The sequence below is a fragment of the Nocardioides guangzhouensis genome (genome assembly GCF_004519545.1).
GTDB lineage: Bacteria > Actinomycetota > Actinomycetes > Propionibacteriales > Nocardioidaceae > Nocardioides > Nocardioides guangzhouensis.
This window is the reverse complement of record NZ_SDKM01000033.1, coordinates 19,590-34,466: the sequence shown is the minus strand read 5'-3', so window position 1 is coordinate 34,466 and position 14,877 is coordinate 19,590. Positions and strand designations below refer to the sequence as shown.

Here is a 14,877-nt window from a genome sequence, read left to right as displayed (position 1 = left end):
CAGCGAAGGGCGGTCTACGACGTACGGCGTGTGGTTGTGCGGTGCGCCCCGCACGCGGTTCCATGAGGGATGACCACCGAGCGAGGGCTGCCCGACGCCGACCCCGCCGACGTCGCGGAGCAGCAGCAGGACGTGACACCGGACGAGGACCGCGAGGTCTCCGACGACGACCGCGGCGACCTGCCGTGGAGTGCCGACGAGGGCGACGTCGCCGAGCAGCGGCGTGAGGTCCCGGCCGGCGACGACGACGACTTCGAGGGCTGACCGGAGCCATGAGCATCGTCACCCGCGGCTTCCGCGGCCGCCGGGAGGGAGCCGATGACCGGCTGCCGCCCGGGCAGTACCTCACCCACGACTTCCCGGTCCTCTCCGCCGGACCGACGCCGGTCGTGTCCCGGGACGAGTGGACCTTCACCGTGCGCAGCGAGGGCGGGGAACGTCGGACCTGGTCGTGGGCCGAGCTCACCGCGCTGCCGGTCGAGGAGGTCACCGTCGACATCCACTGCGTGACCCGGTGGAGCAGGCTCGACACCGTGTGGCGCGGCGTGTCGCTCGACGCGCTGCTGGAGGACGTCGAGAGCGCCGCGGACTTCGCGCTGGTGCACAGCCACGGCGGGTACACCACCAACCTGCCCCTGGAGGACCTCCTCGACGGACAGGCCTGGATCGCGTTCGAGCACGACGGCGACGACCTCAGCCCCGAGCACGGCGGCCCGGCCCGGCTGCTGGTTCCCCACCTGTACTTCTGGAAGTCCGCGAAGTGGGTCAGCGGGATCGACCTGCTGGTCCAGGACGAGCCCGGCTTCTGGGAGCAGCTCGGCTACCACGACTACGGCGACCCATGGCGCGAGCAGCGGTACCAGGGGGACTGAGGGCCCGCCGTACCTGGCGCCCGGCGGTGCTCGTCGAGCGCCATCCGGAGACGGCCGCCGCGAGCACGCTGGTGCTCCGGGTCGCGGACTGGCCCGGTCACCTCGCTGGCCAGCACGTCGACGTACGGCTGACCGCCGAGGACGGGTACCAGGCGGTCCGCAGCTACTCCCTCGCCGCGCCGGCCGACGGCGACCAGGTCGAGGTGACCGTGCAGCGCACCGACGGCGGCGAGGTGTCGCCGTTCCTCGCCGACGACCTCGCGGACGGCGACGCGGTCGAGGTGCGCGGCCCGCTCGGGGGCTGGTTCGTGTGGCGCCCCGAGACCCCCGGCCCGGTGCTGCTCGTGGCGGCCGGCTCGGGCGTGGTGCCGCTGATGGCGATGGTCCGGGCCCGCGCGGGCGCCAGCCGGGCGCCGTTCCGGCTGGTGCACTCGGTGCGGACGCCCGACGACCGGATCTACGGCGCGGAGCTGCGCCGCCGGGTCGCGGAGGACGCCGGGCTGGACGTCACCTGGATCTACACGCGGAAGGCGCCGGACGAGGACCGGCGCGGCACCGGCCGGCTGCAGCCGGAGGACCTGGCGGCCCACGGGTGGCCGCCCGACTTCGAACCGACCTGCTACGTGTGCGGCCCGACCGGGTTCGTGGAGGCGGCGGCGGCGATGCTGCTGGCCGCCGGCCACGACCCCGACCGGGTGCGCACCGAGCGGTTCGGCGGGTGAGAGGAGAAGCGACATGGCGGGAGCGACGTACGACGGGAACCTGCTGGCCGGCCCCTTGGCCGAGGTGTTCGCCGCCGAGGTGACGGTGGCGCACGCCCGGTGCGCCGGATGCGGCCGGGACTCGGTGGTCGCCGAGCTGGCGGTCTACGGACCCGACCCGGGGCTGGTCGCACGCTGCCCCGGCTGCTCGGACGTGCTGCTGCGGCTGGTGCGGACTCCGGACGCGACCTGGCTGGACCTCCGCGGCACGGCGGCGCTGCGTCTGCCGACCTGACTGGGTGTGTCCCTGTTGAGATCGAAGCGCCCGCTCATACAGCCGATGAGCGGGCGCTTGGTCGTGCTCGGGGCCAGGGGTTTCAGGCGGTGGCCGCTGACTGCTCCTCGCCAGTTTGCTGGTGGCGCAGGCGCTCCAGCGCGTCGCGGGCGTGCGACTTGACGGTTTCCACGGAGATGCCGAGAGCCGCAGCGGTGTCGGCCTCGGTGAGGTCGTCGAAGTAGCGCAGCACCAGCACCGCGCGCTGCCGCGGCGAGAGGCTGCGCAGGTCCTCGAGCAGCGCGATGCGGTCGGTGCCGTCTTGATGCATCACCTCCGGGACCTTCGCGGTGGTGACCTCTCGCCAGCGGCGACCGCGCCACCGGTTCACGGACTCTCGGACGAGCACCTGCCGGACGTAGCCCTCCGGGCGGTCCTGGATCCGCGTCCACTTCGGCACCACCTTGATCAGCGCCGACTGCACGAGGTCCTCGGCATCGTGATGGTTGCCGGTGAGCAGGTACGCCGTACGCAGCAGCGCGTCCCTGCGCGCGACCACGAAGTCCTCGAAGTCGACGTACCCGGTCATGACGCACCGCCAGCCAGGCCGAGCGCGTGCGCGATCAGGTCCGTGGCGAACGCGCCATGCCGCGGCGCATCAGGAGTAGCGACCACGTGGCGCAGCGACTCGTCCTCGACGCCGCGGATGTCCAGGGCGATCACCGCCCCGTCGCCGTCGTGGGTCAGTGCGAACTCGGAGCCGAGGCGACCCACGACGTCGCACAGCACCGGTATCTGCTTTCCCCCGGGGAGGTCTCGGAGGGACAGGCATTTCCGCGGATCGTCCGAGGTGAGGAACCACGGCTCCCGGCCGGCATTCTCCACGAGGTAGGGGGACCCGACGTAGGCAATGACGTCGACCTCCTTGGGCGCCGTACCCGGCTCCCACGCCCATCCCTCTGCGTCATTCAGCCATCCGTCCGCGTCCATGTCGGCGTGGCCGACCAGGTGGGTGGAATCGACCCAGGTGTACCCCTCGGTGGGCTCGAAGTCGGGCCCGAAGTCCTCGAACGCGGGCGCGTAGCTCTCTCCGCTCTCAAGGTCGTGGACCATCGGCTCGCCTGCCGACGGGTCCGACGTCTGATAGGCGATCCTGCGGCCGTCGGGCGACAGCGCGAAGTGCTTGCCACGGACGTAGTCCCTCGACACGTCGATCGGGAGCGTACCGAACTCCCCGGTCTCCGCGACGAGGCCGACCACCTCGGGCGCGCCGCCGCCTCCGCGAGGAACGAACCAGATCGCCGCCAGCGGTCCGGGCTTGTCCCCGAGATCCGGCAGCGCCTGTCCGACCGGGTACTCGATCGGCAGCGCCATGCCGGCGATCCCCGCCGGCGCGATGTCGGAGCGCTCGTCACCGCCATCGGCGAGGCGCACGCCGATCCCGGTGCCGACGACGCCCACCACCGTCAAGGCGGCCGCGAGTGCCCCGACCCGGAGGCGATGGGCGCGCTTGCCGCGCGCCCACAGCTCGGCCGCCGGCGCGCCGCCCGTGGGTGCGTCCTCGGCCAACTCCGCCAGCCGGTCGTGCAGCGTGTCCATGGGTGCCTCCGATCCGAAGAGCCTCTCACTCATCAACACGCAATGGAGTGCGGCTTTCGGGGGTCCGGTTCCGAACCGAGCTAGACCAGAGTCGTCAGGACCCCAAGGTGCCTCGGCCGTCGGAGGGGTCACGAGCGGACGCTGCCACCAGCAGCGCGCACGTCTACCGATGCTCCCCGACCGCGAAACGCGCTGTCATGGCCGCATTCCACGGCGCGTGGGTGGCACGTCGATCACGCGGCCAGCAGGCCTCTGCGTCGCTGAGTCTGTTCGCGCGAGAGGTGGCAACGTGGTCGCGATGCATGGTCGTCCTCACCCCACCCGGTGGACCTCGAGGTCGTGGTGCTGGCCGAGTATGCGGGCCGCGGCCGCGGTGACGCCATGGTCGACCAGGACCAGCTCGAGCCGGCCGGCGACGCCCTGCAGGGTCAGGTGTTCCAGCATCAACTCGCTGCCCCGGTTTCTCGTGGGTGGAGGCGGGCACGACCAGCGCCCCGACCGGGAGCCGGTGATGTCCACTGCCACGACCTGCTTGGCTCCGTTCGTGCGGCCGTACGGGCCTCCGCGGTCGTGGAAGGTGACCCCGCCGTTCGAGGCACCACGGGCCACGTGGGTGTCGATGACGACCAGTCCGCACTGGTCATCGGTCAGGGTCGCTTGGGTACGACAAGCCCGGCATGGTGACGACGCGCGCCACCGGCGCCATAGGGACACCCAGTGAGAGCCGTCAGGCCTCGGTGGCCCGCTCCGCCTCCGACCGCAGCACGCAGAACTCGTTGCCCTCGGGGTCGGCCATCACCACCCAGCCGACGCCCGGCCCGTAGTGGTTGCGCTGGTCGTCGATCTCCCGTGCCCCGATCCCGAGCAGCCGCTCGACCTCCTGGTCGCGCGAGCCTGCGGACGGACGCAGGTCGAAGTGCAGCCGGTTCTTCCCCGACTTCGCGTCCGGCACCTCGATGAAGAGGACGTGGTGGTCGCCCTCGGGGGTCTGGATCATGCACTCCGGGTGGCCCGGCTCGTTGGGGTCGCCGGGCACGTCGACGTACCCGAGGACCTCCTTCCACCACTCCGAGAGCTCGTACGCGTTGCCGCAGTCGACCGTGGTGTGCGAGATGTACGACGTCATGGCGCCAGTCTTGCCCGTCCCGTCATTTCGCGTCGACCGCATTCGCCGGGCGTGTGCCCTGCCCTGACCGGGTGACCCGCTGCGTCATCGGCCCCGCCATCCCCCTCCGCCTCGCACGACCTGGCCACTCGACACGCAAGACCTGGCCACTGGGCGATCAGACCGCGAAGCTCGCAACCACCGGCCGGTGGTCGGACCCGGGCTCGTCGACCCGGTCGCGGGGGTCGTCGTCGATCGACGGGGCGGGGCCGCCGGCAGACACCGTGCGGACGTCGTCGAGGAGCGCCCGGGACACCATCACGTGGTCGATGAGCTCGTGCCGGGTGCGGTAGACGCGGGAGTACCGCTCCTTCTCGGGGATCAGCTCGGCGAGGCTCCACAGGCGCTGCAGGTCGCCCCGGTCCGGGCGGTCGAAGCCGTCGGTCCCGATCTCGGAGCCGGGTGGCCCGAGCAGGATCTGGGTGGTCGCGGCAGCCGCCTCGTCGTTGAGGTCGCCGGCCACCAGCACCCGGTGCCGGTCGCCCTGGTTCGCGAGCAGCGTGGTGGTGAACGCGCGCACGCCAGCGGCCTCGGCCGCGCGACGGTGCAGCGCGTAGACGGCGTACCGCGCCCGCTCGTCCTCGTCCCGCGGCGCGAACCGGCCACCGGGGAAGGAGAGCAGCTTGGACTTCAGGTGGACCGAGACCACGTCGAGCAGCCGGCCACGCCCGGCCGCGTCGAGGCGGGTCGACCACGGCACCCGGACGCGCAGGCCGGGCCGGCCGATCGCCGCGAGCACCTTGCCCGCGTCGTTGACCTGCACCGGCCCGAGCCCGGCCGGGAACGCCGAGAACTGCTCGGTCTCCAAGATCCGCAGCCGCGACAGCACGCCGCACCGGATGTGGCGCTCGTCCGGCGGTGCGGTCGCGGTGTGCCAGGTACCGGGCAGCAGCGCGGCGAGGTCGTCCAGCGCGGCCGGGTCGCCGACCTCCTGCACGGCGAGCACGTGCGGCTGCAGCGCGGTGATCGTGGCCGCCAGCGCCGCCAGCTTCGCGTCGTACGCCGTCCGGTCGGTGGGCGCTCCCGCGTCCGTGCCCGGCCGGAACAGGTTCTCCAGGTTCCACGTACCGATCCGCAGCCGTGCCATGGCCGCACCTCCCTCAGGGCGTCCCTTCTCCGAGGAGGGGTCTGTGGCGAGCCGAGATACGACTGGTCCAGTCAGAGCCAGCGCCGCACCCGCCGCGCGTAGTCGTCGTACGGCGCGCCGAACCGCTCGTGCAGGAAGCGCTCCTCCGGGCGGATGGCACCCCAGAGCACGAGCAGCACCGCGACCGGGAACAGCACCAGCCCCCAGAACGTCGGCACCAGCAGCGCCAGCCCGAGGTAGAGCGCGAGCAGACCGACGTACAGCGGGTTGCGGGAGAGGCGGTAGGGCCCCTCCTCGATCATCGCCTCGGTCGACTGGCCCGGCAGCAGCCCGGTCGCGTGCCGGCGGAACAGCCACAGCGACCAGCCGTTCCAGCCCGCGAAGGACACCACCAGCGCCCACCCGAGCGGCACCCGCCACCCGCCGAGGTCGACGGGGTCGCCCCAGGCGGCCGTGACCAGGCAGCCGACGACCAGGGGCGCGCCGATCGCGACCGGCGGCCACAGCCGGAACGAGACGGTGTCGGAGCCCTCCCCCATCCCGTCATTGTGACGGGCCGGCGAGCAGCGCGTCGTCGAAGAACGCGAGCACCCGACGGGCGTACCCGTCGGGGTCGGAGTCGTAGCCGGCGGTGTGGCTGCTGTCCGTCTTCCAGAGCTGCTTCGGCTGGCCGGCCGCGGCGAAGTACTCCTCGGTCAACCGCTCCCCGCCCTGGCCCCGCGCGGCGTAGATGAGCAGGAGCGGGCGCGGAGCGATGCTCGGAACCAGGTCCTGGAGGCCCTCCGGCGGCAGGTGTCCGGAGAACAGCGCGGTTCCCAGGGTCGTCGACGTCCAGACGGGGAGCTCGAGCCACTTCTCCATCCCGGGCAGCGCGACGGCCTCGCGCGTCGAGCGGATGCCCGCGCCCTCGGACACCACGGCCCGCAGGTCCTCGTTGCCGGCCGCGGTCTCGAGCAACAGCTCGCCCCCCACCGAGAAGCCGATGCCCCCGATCCGGTCCGGGTCGACCTCCGGTCGGTCCCGCAGGAACGCGACACCGGCCTCGACGTCGGGTACGCCGCCCCAGCCGAGCGCGTTCGGGTCGCCCTCGTTGCCGCTGGCCCCGCGCCGGTCGTACAGAAGCACGCCGTACCCCGCGTCGGCGAGGAACCGCGCCGCGTCGTGGCCCGGCCCCCGGCCCGGGAACGCGATCACCGCCGCGCCGTTCCGCGACGGTACGTAGGTGCCGTTCAGGTCGATACCGTCGCTCGTGGTCAGCGTGACCTCGGTGTGCTCGTGGTCGCCGAGGTCGCCAGCGACCTCCCCGGTGCCGACGTGGGTGTAGCCGTAGGTCAGGAGGAACGGGAGGACGACGTACCCGAGCAGCAGCACCGCGGCCACGGTGATGCCGGCACGCCGGACGTAGCGGCGCAGGCGGCGGTCATCGGTACGCCGCGACCGCCAGAGGAGCACCGCTGCGAGCCCGATCAGGACGATCCCCGCCGGCAGCACGAGCAGCCCCGTCCAGTCGTCCCCGGACGCCCCGGCGTCGCTCCGCGCGGCCTGCCAGGCCTCGCCGGAGACCACCAGCGCGAAGAGCCCCAGCAGGAGCGCGATCACCGCACGCGCTCCCGGGCGGACGACGCCGTACCCCCACACCGCCAGCCCGAGCAGGCCGAGCGTGGCCAGCCCGGCGACCCAGTGGTCGGCGGCGGACGTGCCCGGCTCGGGCTGCACGAACGAGTCGTCGACGACGTGCACCGCGAGCACCGCGACCGCGCCGACGAAGGTCGCCCGACCGACGTCCATGCCCGATTCGACCACCGGGCGGGGTGCCCGGCAATGACCCGTGCGGGCCCGGTGGACGGCCCTCGGAGCGACCCAGCACAGCCTCACCCGTCTCGGGCGAGCCGGGGGCGGTGGCGCGCGGGCACGATGAGCCGGGACCGACGAGAGGAGCCCGGCATGACCACGAAGGACGACTTCACCGACGAGGAGTGGGCCCGGGTGGTGCGGGCTCCGTTCGTCGCCGGGCTGGCGATCACGCTGGCCGACCCCGGCGGCCCGTTCGAGGCAGCCAAGGAGACCATGGCGACCCTGAAGTCGGCGACCAACCCACCCAGCCGCGAGCAGCTGCTGGCCGACGTCGCGCTCGAGGTCCAGGCCATGTCCCAGGAGCACCAGCACCCCCTGAAGGGCTACCGGCCGGCCAAGGGGGAGGCCCCGGGCCGCCAGGTCCTCGACGAGCTCCGCGACGTGCAGGCCGTGGTGGCCGCCAAGGCGACACCCGAGGAGGCCTCGGCCTTCGCCGGCTGGCTGGTCGCGTCCGCCAAGGCCGCCGCGGAGGCGGCCAAGGACGGCGGGTTCATGGGGTTCGGGGCGCAGCAGGTCAGCGAGCGCGAGCAAGACATGCTGGACCAGGTCGCCGCGGCTGTCTCCGGGTGACCCGGACCGTCAGAGCCGGGACTGGATCCCGGCCAGGAGCTGGCGCGCCATCACGATCCGCTGCACCTGGTTCGTGCCCTCGTAGATCTGGGTGATCTTGGCGTCGCGCATCATCCGCTCGACCGGGTAGTCGCGGGTGTAGCCGTAGCCACCGAGCACCTGCACCGCGTTGGTGGTGACCTCCATCGCGACGTCGGAGGCGAAGCACTTCGCGGCGGCGCCGAAGAACGTGAGGTCCTTGTCGCCGCGCTCGGAACGGCCGGCGGCGGCGTAGGTCATCTGGCGGGCGGCCTCGACCTTCATGCCCATGTCCGCGAGCAGGAACTGCAGGCCCTGGAAGTCGGCGATCGGCTTGCCGAACTGCTGTCGCTCCTGGGCGTAGCCGAGCGCGTAGTCCAGCGCGCCCTGGGCGACGCCGACCGCCTGGGCGGCGATGGTGACCCGGGTGTGGTCGAGGGTCTTCATCGCGGTCTCGAAGCCGGTGCCCGCAGGCCCGATCATCCGGTCGGCCGGGATACGGACGTTGTCGAGGTAGACCTCGCGGGTCGGGGAGCCCTTGATGCCGAGCTTCTTCTCCGGCGCACCGAACGAGACGCCCTCGTCGGACTTCTCGACCACGAACGCCGAGATGCCCTTGCTGCGCGCCTCGGGATCGCTGACCGCCATCACCGTGTAGAACTCGCTGACCCCGGCGTTGGTGATCCAGCGCTTCACGCCGTTGAGCACCCAGTGGTCGCCGTCGCGGACCGCCTTGGTCTTCATGCTCACCGCGTCCGAGCCCGCGTCCGGCTCGGACAGGCAGTAGGAGAAGCCGCCCTCGCCGGCCGCGAGCTTCGAGAGGTACTTCTTCTTGAGCTCCTCCGAACCGGAGATCTGCACCGGCAGCGAGCCCAGCTTGTTGACCGCGGGGATCAGGCTGCTCGACACACAGGCCCGGGCGACCTCCTCGATCACGATCACCGTGGCCAGCGCGTCCGCACCCGCGCCGCCGTACTCCTCGGGCACGTGCGGGGCGTGGAAGTCCGCCGCCTGCAGCGCGTCGGCCGCCTCCTGCGGGTAGCGGGCGTTCTCGTCGACGTCCGTGGCGTACGGCGCGACCTTGGCGTCGCACACCGCCCGGACCGCCTCGCGGATCGCCTGGTGCTCCTCGGACAGGGCGTACATCGGGTACTCGTCGGCCATGCGGCGGATTCTAGTCCCGAGGTGAGCGTTCGTTAACCGTGAGGTACGTCTCCCCACTGGGTACGTTGGCCCCATGACCGAGTGGCAGGACCGGGCCAGCGTCGACCTGATGCTCGACGACCTCGAGACGTGGGCGATCGTCGGGCTGTCCGGCAACCCCGACCGCACGGCGTACCGCATCGCGCGGCTGCTCCAGCGTCGCGGCAAGCGGATCGTCCCGGTCCACCCGGACGCCCCGACCGTGCTCGGCGAGCAGGGCTACGCGAGGCTCGCCGACGTGCCGTTCCCGATCGACGTGGTCGACGTGTTCCGCCGCTCGGAGTTCGCCGGCGAGTTCGCCGACCAGGCCGTCGCGGTGGGCGCGCGGGCGGTGTGGTTCCAGCTCGGGGTGATCGACGAGGACGCGTTCAAGCGGACCGTCGCGGCCGGGGTACCCATGGTCATGGACACCTGCCCCGCCATCGAGTGGCGCCACCGGGCCGCATGAGCGCCGGTCGGCCGGGCAGCGACCTCCCGGTCCCGCCCGGCCCCGGCCTCCCGCGCGGGCTGGTGATCCCCGCCGCCGAGCTGGTCGAGCGATTCTCCCGATCCCCCGGGCCCGGCGGGCAGTCGGTGAACACGACGGACTCCCGGGTCGAGCTCGAGTACGACGTCGGGTCGTCGTCGGCGCTCACCGACGCCCAGCGCTCCCGGCTGCAGGAGCGGCTGGAGTCCCGGCTGACCGGCGGCCGGCTGGTCCTGGTCGCCTCCGAGCACCGCTCCCAGCACCGCAACCGGGTCGCCGCCCGCGAGCGCCTCGCCGCACTCGTGCGCACCTCCCTGGCACCCCCGCCGGCACCGCGCCGGGCCACGAAGCCGACCCGCGGCTCGCAGCGCCGGCGCCTGGAGGCCAAGCGCCAGCGCGGCGAGGTGAAGTCCCTGCGCGGCCGGGTCCGCGGCGACGGCTGAGGGGTTTCGAGACGGTTTTCGAGACGGGTCTCGAGACGGGTTTCGAGACGCTCGCTGGCGCTCGCTCCTCAACCACCGGTGGTCGAGGGCCGAGCCCATCGGTGGTTGAGGGGGCCGAGCCCATCGGTGGTTGAGGAGGGCCGAGGCCCGTCTCGAAACCACTACTTCGGACGCTGGTCGCTGATCCGCTTCGCCTTCCCGAGCGACCGCTCGAGCCCGTGCGGGTCGGTGACCTCGACCTTCGCGGTGACCCCGATCAGGTTCTTGATCCGCTCGGCGAGCGCGCGGGCGAGCGAGTCCCGGTCGACGTCGGAGTCGACCGCCTCGACGCGCACGGTGAGCTCGTCGAGGTTGCCGGGGCGGGTCAGCACGCACAGGTAGTGCGGGGCCAGCCCCTCGACGGCGAGGATCTGCTCCTCGACCTGGGTCGGGAACACGTTCACGCCACGCACGATCATCATGTCGTCGGTGCGCCCGGTGACCTTCTGCATCCGCCGGAACGCGGGGTACGCCGTGCCCGGGAGCAGCCGGGTCAGGTCCCGGGTGCGGTAGCGGACCACCGGCATCGCCTGCTTGGTCAGCGACGTGAACACCAGCTCACCCTCCTCGCCGTCGGGCACCGGCTCGAGGGTGACCGGGTCGACGATCTCGGGCAGGAAGTGGTCCTCCCAGACATGCAGCCCGTCCTGGGTCTCGCCGGCCTCCTGGGAGACACCGGGCCCCATCACCTCCGAGAGCCCGTAGATGTCGACCGCCCGGATGCCGGCCCGCTCCTCGACCGCGCGCCGCATCTCGTCCGTCCACGGCTCGGCCCCGAAGATCCCGATCTCCAGGGACGACGCGCGCGGGTCGATGCCCTGCTCCTCCATCTCGTCGAGGATGGCGAGGAAGTACGACGGCGTGACCATGATGATCCGCGGCCGGAAGTCGGTGATCAGCTGGACCTGTCGCTCGGTCATGCCACCGCTGACCGGGACCACGGTGCAGCCGAGCCGCTCGGCGCCGTAGTGCGCCCCGAGACCGCCGGTGAACAGGCCGTAGCCGTAGGCGACGTGCACGACGTCCCCCGGACGGCCACCGGCGGCACGGATCGACCGGGCCATCACCTCCGACCAGGTGACGATGTCCTCGGCGGTGTAGCCGACCACGGTGGGCTTGCCGGTGGTGCCGCTCGAGGCGTGGATCCGGTTCACCTGCTCGCGCGGCACCGCGAACATCCCGAAGGGGTAGTTGGCCCGCAGGTCGGCCTTGGCGGTGAACGGGAAGCGGGCCAGGTCGGCGAGGGTCTCGAGGTCGTCCGGCCGGACCCCGGCGCCGTCGAAGGCCTTGCGGTAGTGCGGCACGTGGGCGTAGGCCCGGCGCAGGGAGTCCCGCAGCCGGGTCAACTGCAGCTCCTCGAGGGCCTCCCGGCTCAGGTCGGGGATCTCTCCGCTCACGGCGCCTCCTCGAAGAACGTGCCGCCGATCTCCTTGCTGCGTCCGGTGAACTCGGCGACGACGGTGCCGTCGCGGGTGACGGTGACGTCATATACGCCGTCCCGGCCGGACCGGCTGCGCTCCACCGCGCTCGCGACCAGCACGTCGCCGCCGTGGGTGGGCGCACGGAAGCGGACCTCGGCGCCGGCGGCCACGGTGCGCCGGTTGTGCGAGTTGCAGGCGAAGGCGAACGCGGAGTCCGCCAGCGTGAAGGTCATCCCGCCGTGGCCGATGTCGTGGCCGTTGACCATGTCGGGGCGCACGGTCATCCGCAGCGTGGCCCGCCCCGGACCCACGTCCACGACCTCCATCCCGAGGGCCTGGCTGGCGCGGTCGTCGGCCCACATCAGGTCAGCACAGCGGCGGGCCTTCTCGTCCGGGGTCACCTGGACAGGCTAGGGCAGGTCGCCCGGGCAGCGCCCGGACCCGGCGCGCAGGGATGGTGGAACCGGGTCCGGGAGCCGACGTCTCAGGCAGCGGGGACCGGCATCTGCTCCCGCATGCGCGACAGCAGGCCGGCGAGGATGCGTGAGACCTGCATCTGCGTGACGCCGACCGCCTTGCCGATCTCGGCCTGCGTGCAGCCCCGCACGAAGCGCATCTCGAGGATCAGCCGCTCACGGTCGTCGAGCTGCTCGAACAGCGGCTTGAGCACCACCCGTGCCTCGGCCGACTTGAAGCCGGGGTCGGCACCGCCGAGCCGGTCCACGAGCCCGGCGTCGTCGGAGTCGCCGAGGTCGGCGTCCAGCGAGGTCGGGCTGAAGCAGCCGTTGGCGGCCAGCGCGTCGACGACCCGGTCGAGGGGGACGTCGAGCCGCTCGGCGATCTCGCTCGGTCGCGGCGAGCGGCCGAGCTCCTGGGAGAGCTCCCCCTCGATCGCGGTGATCCGGGCCTGCAGCTCCTGGATGGACCGCGGCGGGCGGACCGTCCAGCCGTTGTCGCGGAAGTAGCGGCGCAGCTCACCGCGCACCGTCGGGACGGCGAAGCTGAGGAAGTCGGTGCTGCGCGAGGCGTCGAAGCCCTTGACCGCCTTGACCAGCCCGAGCTGGGCGACCTGGTCGAGGTCGTCGGCCGCCACGCCCCGGCCGCGGTAGCGGCGGGCCACGTCGCTGGCGACGTTCATGTTGAGCCGGATGACCCGATCCTCCAGATCGGCGAGCTCGGCACCACGCGCGTCCATCGCTCGTTCGAGCAGGAGCCGGGTGGCTTCACGACGGGACAGTTCTGGGTATTCCGGGTCCGTATAGGCGGGTTCCGCAAGGGTTTGCCGCACGACGAACACCTCCTGGTCAACGTCGAACGCGGCAAGGGTCTGAACCACGTCATTGACGAATAAAGCACTAGTCCGTTCGGAACACAACCCCCTTAGGGGTGTAGTCCGTTCAGACCGGGTGGAGTAGCCCATTTGGGCTATGTGTGACTAGACCGTCCGCGACGACGAGGGCCAGCGCGCGGTCGAACCGCGCGGACTCCCAGTACGGCGCGCCGACCAGGCGTGCGAGGGCCTCCTGGTCCTGGGGGCCGTTGGCCTCCAGGGCACGGACGATCTGGCCCATCTCGTGGAAGACCTGACGGTCGCGCGGTCCCTCGGTGCTCGCCTTGGGGGGTGGCATGGGCATGGCGGGAGCTCCTCTCCGATGTCGGGATCTGGGGCGTTCAGGCGTGTGCCGGCTCGTTCTCTCCGGCCGGACCGCCGGGGCTGTGGGCGTCCTCGGCGGTGAGCGGCTGGGCGATGCTCTCCAGCGACTTCCCCTCGGCCTTGACGCCGAGCACCGCCTCGACCAGTCCGCCCGCGATCATCAGCACGGCGCCGATGTAGTACCCGATCGCGATGTGCGTGATGTCGCCCGAGGCCGACGCGTCGTCGATCAGCTTGCCGAACAGCAGCGGCCCGCTGATGCCGCCGGCCGCGGTGCCGACGGCGTAGAAGAACGCGATGCACAGGGCCCGGGTCTCCATCGGGAAGACCTCGCTGGCGGTGAGGTACGCCGCGCTGGCGCCGGCGGAGGCGAAGAAGAAGATGATCGCCCCGAACGCGGTGAGCGAGACGGCGGTCAGGTCGCCGAGCACGAAGCCGGCGACGCCGAGCAGCACGCCCGAGATCACGTAGGTGCCGGTGATCATCTTCACCCGGCCGAGCCGGTCGAAGAGCGGGCTCAGCAGCAGCGCGCCGAGGAAGTTGCTGAGCGCGAAGATCGCGAGGTACCAGCCGGTCTGCTTGACGTCGAGGAACGTGGTGAGGGTGTCGCCGTAGGTGAAGAAGAAGGCGTTGTAGAGGAACGCCTGCCCGATGAACAGCGACAGGCAGAGCACGGTCCGCCGCGGGTAGAGCGTGAAGACCGTCTTGGCGATCATCCCGATGCCGATGGTCTTGCGCTGGCGGATGGTGATGGTCTCGGAGACCGGCGGCAGGTCCCGACCGGTCTCGTGCGACACCGTCGACTCGATGTCGCGGACGATCTGCTCGCCCTCGTCCTCGCGGCCGTGGATGAACAGCCAGCGCGGGCTCTCCGGCACGTTGCGGCGCACCAGCAGGATGCCGATCGCGAGGATCGCACCGAGGCCGAAGGCGAGGCGCCAGCCCCACGCGGGGTCGATGATGGTCGGGTCGAGCAGCGGGATCGTGAGCAGAGAGCCGAGCGCGGCACCGACCCAGAACGAGCCGTTGATGGCGACGTCGACCCGGCCGCGGTACTTCGCGGGGATCAGCTCGTCGATCGCGGAGTTGATCGCGGCGTACTCGCCGCCGATGCCGGCGCCGGTGAGGAACCGGGCGATGAAGTACCAGGTGGCGCTCGGGGCGAACGCGGTGGCCACGGTGGCCAGCGTGTAGACCGCGAGCGTGACCAGGAACAGCTTCTTCCGGCCGAACCGGTCGGTGAGCTGACCGAAGAACAGGGCGCCGATGCAGGCGCCCGCGACGTAGACGGCACCGGCCATGCCGATGTCGGAGCTGCTCAGCCCGAGGCCGGTGGTCGGGTCCTTGAGGGCCTCGGACATCGACCCGACGATGGTGACCTCGAGGCCGTCCAGGATCCAGACGGTGCCCAGCCCGATCACCACCAGCCAGTGCCACCGGGCCCACGGCAACCGGTCCATGCGGGCCGGGATGTCGGTGGTGATCCGGCCTGTCTCCACGCTGCTCGACAT

At 71.9% G+C, this 14,877-nt stretch carries 20 protein-coding genes; 7 read left to right on the top strand and 13 right to left on the bottom strand.

From position 1 onward, the window contains the following. The first annotated feature begins 69 nt into the window (after positions 1-69). From EKO23_RS19175 to EKO23_RS19160, 4 genes are read left to right on the top strand one after another with little or no spacing between them, the layout of a single operon-like run. The gene (locus tag EKO23_RS19175; protein ID WP_134719735.1) at positions 70-264 is read left to right on the top strand and encodes a hypothetical protein; all 195 of its coding nucleotides are present in this window, start codon (positions 70-72) and stop codon (positions 262-264) included. Between the two features lie 8 nt (positions 265-272). After that, entirely contained in the window at positions 273-872 is a 600-nt protein-coding gene (locus EKO23_RS19170; protein WP_134719734.1) for a sulfite oxidase-like oxidoreductase, read from the top strand. Further along, complete coding sequence (locus tag EKO23_RS19165) at positions 842-1,594, top strand: ferredoxin reductase (protein WP_134719733.1); 753 nt, start codon at positions 842-844, stop codon at positions 1,592-1,594. The genes EKO23_RS19170 and EKO23_RS19165 overlap by 31 nt, the downstream gene beginning before the upstream one ends. 13 nt (positions 1,595-1,607) lie before the next feature. Next, on the top strand, positions 1,608-1,868 hold the full coding sequence (locus EKO23_RS19160; protein ID WP_134719732.1) for a DUF6510 family protein: 261 nt from the start codon (positions 1,608-1,610) through the stop codon (positions 1,866-1,868). A gap of 82 nt (positions 1,869-1,950) precedes the next feature. On the opposite strand, the gene EKO23_RS19155 is transcribed toward EKO23_RS19160, so the two are convergent. The 7 genes from EKO23_RS19155 to EKO23_RS19130 form a co-directional block, all read right to left on the bottom strand. After that, positions 1,951-2,436: a SigE family RNA polymerase sigma factor gene (locus EKO23_RS19155; protein ID WP_134719731.1), complete on the bottom strand. Its 486-nt coding sequence runs from the start codon at positions 2,434-2,436 to the stop codon at positions 1,951-1,953. Then, positions 2,433-3,446, bottom strand: a complete 1,014-nt coding sequence (locus EKO23_RS19150) for a hypothetical protein (RefSeq protein ID WP_134719730.1) — start codon at positions 3,444-3,446, stop codon at positions 2,433-2,435. The genes EKO23_RS19155 and EKO23_RS19150 overlap by 4 nt, the downstream gene beginning before the upstream one ends. Positions 3,447-3,758: 312 nt before the next feature. After that, the gene (locus EKO23_RS26530) at positions 3,759-3,890 is read right to left on the bottom strand and encodes a hypothetical protein (RefSeq protein WP_281280968.1); all 132 of its coding nucleotides are present in this window, start codon (positions 3,888-3,890) and stop codon (positions 3,759-3,761) included. Positions 3,891-4,173: 283 nt separating this feature from the next. Continuing rightward, positions 4,174-4,572, bottom strand: coding sequence for a VOC family protein (locus EKO23_RS19145; RefSeq protein WP_134719729.1), 399 nt, complete (start codon positions 4,570-4,572; stop codon positions 4,174-4,176). A 157-nt stretch (positions 4,573-4,729) separates the two neighbouring features. Then, the gene (locus EKO23_RS19140) at positions 4,730-5,698 is read right to left on the bottom strand and encodes an endonuclease/exonuclease/phosphatase family protein (protein WP_217702704.1); all 969 of its coding nucleotides are present in this window, start codon (positions 5,696-5,698) and stop codon (positions 4,730-4,732) included. Positions 5,699-5,769: 71 nt separating this feature from the next. Beyond that, on the bottom strand, positions 5,770-6,237 hold the full coding sequence (locus tag EKO23_RS19135; RefSeq protein WP_134719728.1) for a methyltransferase family protein: 468 nt from the start codon (positions 6,235-6,237) through the stop codon (positions 5,770-5,772). 4 nt (positions 6,238-6,241) lie between these two features. Continuing rightward, positions 6,242-7,486 carry an alpha/beta hydrolase gene (locus EKO23_RS19130; protein WP_134719727.1) on the bottom strand — a complete coding sequence of 415 codons (1,245 nt, stop codon included), beginning with the start codon at positions 7,484-7,486 and terminating at the stop codon, positions 6,242-6,244. Between the two features lie 156 nt (positions 7,487-7,642). Between EKO23_RS19130 and EKO23_RS19125 the strand changes: the two genes are divergently transcribed. Beyond that, positions 7,643-8,122, top strand: coding sequence for a hypothetical protein (locus EKO23_RS19125; protein ID WP_134719726.1), 480 nt, complete (start codon positions 7,643-7,645; stop codon positions 8,120-8,122). A gap of 9 nt (positions 8,123-8,131) precedes the next feature. On the opposite strand, the gene EKO23_RS19120 is transcribed toward EKO23_RS19125, so the two are convergent. Continuing rightward, positions 8,132-9,304: an acyl-CoA dehydrogenase family protein gene (locus EKO23_RS19120; protein WP_134719725.1), complete on the bottom strand. Its 1,173-nt coding sequence runs from the start codon at positions 9,302-9,304 to the stop codon at positions 8,132-8,134. Positions 9,305-9,377: 73 nt separating this feature from the next. Between EKO23_RS19120 and EKO23_RS19115 the strand changes: the two genes are divergently transcribed. Together EKO23_RS19115 and arfB are read left to right on the top strand one after the other, a co-directional pair. Beyond that, positions 9,378-9,791 carry a CoA-binding protein gene (locus tag EKO23_RS19115; protein WP_134719724.1) on the top strand — a complete coding sequence of 138 codons (414 nt, stop codon included), beginning with the start codon at positions 9,378-9,380 and terminating at the stop codon, positions 9,789-9,791. Beyond that, positions 9,788-10,252, top strand: coding sequence for an alternative ribosome rescue aminoacyl-tRNA hydrolase ArfB (gene arfB, locus EKO23_RS19110; protein ID WP_134719723.1), 465 nt, complete (start codon positions 9,788-9,790; stop codon positions 10,250-10,252). The genes EKO23_RS19115 and arfB overlap by 4 nt, the downstream gene beginning before the upstream one ends. 161 nt (positions 10,253-10,413) lie before the next feature. Here the strand turns inward: arfB and paaK are convergent, their stop codons facing one another. The 5 genes from paaK to EKO23_RS19085 form a co-directional block, all read right to left on the bottom strand. After that, positions 10,414-11,688: a phenylacetate--CoA ligase PaaK gene (gene paaK / locus EKO23_RS19105; RefSeq protein ID WP_134719722.1), complete on the bottom strand. Its 1,275-nt coding sequence runs from the start codon at positions 11,686-11,688 to the stop codon at positions 10,414-10,416. Continuing rightward, positions 11,685-12,113 carry a hydroxyphenylacetyl-CoA thioesterase PaaI gene (gene paaI / locus EKO23_RS19100; RefSeq protein ID WP_246051190.1) on the bottom strand — a complete coding sequence of 143 codons (429 nt, stop codon included), beginning with the start codon at positions 12,111-12,113 and terminating at the stop codon, positions 11,685-11,687. Before paaI ends, paaK begins: the two co-directional genes overlap by 4 nt. 83 nt (positions 12,114-12,196) lie before the next feature. Next, positions 12,197-12,907, bottom strand: a complete 711-nt coding sequence (locus EKO23_RS19095) for a SigB/SigF/SigG family RNA polymerase sigma factor (RefSeq protein ID WP_134719721.1) — start codon at positions 12,905-12,907, stop codon at positions 12,197-12,199. A 202-nt stretch (positions 12,908-13,109) separates the two neighbouring features. Next, positions 13,110-13,346, bottom strand: coding sequence for a hypothetical protein (locus EKO23_RS19090; RefSeq protein ID WP_134719720.1), 237 nt, complete (start codon positions 13,344-13,346; stop codon positions 13,110-13,112). A 37-nt stretch (positions 13,347-13,383) separates the two neighbouring features. After that, positions 13,384-14,877, bottom strand: a complete 1,494-nt coding sequence (locus EKO23_RS19085) for an MFS transporter (protein WP_134719719.1) — start codon at positions 14,875-14,877, stop codon at positions 13,384-13,386.

Bases quoted from the DNA above. Each gene is read 5' to 3' on its own strand.
- EKO23_RS19175 (WP_134719735.1), top strand. From the start codon at position 70: ATGACCACCGAGCGAGGGCTGCCCGACGCCGACCCCGCCGACGTCGCG.
- EKO23_RS19140 (WP_217702704.1), bottom strand. From the start codon at position 5,698: ATGGCACGGCTGCGGATCGGTACGTGGAACCTGGAGAACCTGTTCCGG.
- EKO23_RS19130 (WP_134719727.1), bottom strand. From the start codon at position 7,486: ATGGACGTCGGTCGGGCGACCTTCGTCGGCGCGGTCGCGGTGCTCGCG.
- EKO23_RS19090 (WP_134719720.1), bottom strand. From the start codon at position 13,346: ATGCCCATGCCACCCCCCAAGGCGAGCACCGAGGGACCGCGCGACCGT.
- EKO23_RS26530 (WP_281280968.1), bottom strand. From the start codon at position 3,890: ATGCTGGAACACCTGACCCTGCAGGGCGTCGCCGGCCGGCTCGAGCTG.
- EKO23_RS19085 (WP_134719719.1), bottom strand. From the start codon at position 14,877: ATGTCGAGCAGCGTGGAGACAGGCCGGATCACCACCGACATCCCGGCC.
- EKO23_RS19170 (WP_134719734.1), top strand. From the start codon at position 273: ATGAGCATCGTCACCCGCGGCTTCCGCGGCCGCCGGGAGGGAGCCGAT.
- EKO23_RS19165 (WP_134719733.1), top strand. From the start codon at position 842: ATGGCGCGAGCAGCGGTACCAGGGGGACTGAGGGCCCGCCGTACCTGG.
- EKO23_RS19145 (WP_134719729.1), bottom strand. From the start codon at position 4,572: ATGACGTCGTACATCTCGCACACCACGGTCGACTGCGGCAACGCGTAC.
- EKO23_RS19150 (WP_134719730.1), bottom strand. From the start codon at position 3,446: ATGGACACGCTGCACGACCGGCTGGCGGAGTTGGCCGAGGACGCACCC.
- EKO23_RS19135 (WP_134719728.1), bottom strand. From the start codon at position 6,237: ATGGGGGAGGGCTCCGACACCGTCTCGTTCCGGCTGTGGCCGCCGGTC.
- EKO23_RS19095 (WP_134719721.1), bottom strand. From the start codon at position 12,907: ATGGACGCGCGTGGTGCCGAGCTCGCCGATCTGGAGGATCGGGTCATC.
- EKO23_RS19120 (WP_134719725.1), bottom strand. From the start codon at position 9,304: ATGGCCGACGAGTACCCGATGTACGCCCTGTCCGAGGAGCACCAGGCG.
- EKO23_RS19115 (WP_134719724.1), top strand. From the start codon at position 9,378: ATGACCGAGTGGCAGGACCGGGCCAGCGTCGACCTGATGCTCGACGAC.
- arfB (WP_134719723.1), top strand. From the start codon at position 9,788: ATGAGCGCCGGTCGGCCGGGCAGCGACCTCCCGGTCCCGCCCGGCCCC.
- EKO23_RS19125 (WP_134719726.1), top strand. From the start codon at position 7,643: ATGACCACGAAGGACGACTTCACCGACGAGGAGTGGGCCCGGGTGGTG.
- EKO23_RS19155 (WP_134719731.1), bottom strand. From the start codon at position 2,436: ATGACCGGGTACGTCGACTTCGAGGACTTCGTGGTCGCGCGCAGGGAC.
- EKO23_RS19160 (WP_134719732.1), top strand. From the start codon at position 1,608: ATGGCGGGAGCGACGTACGACGGGAACCTGCTGGCCGGCCCCTTGGCC.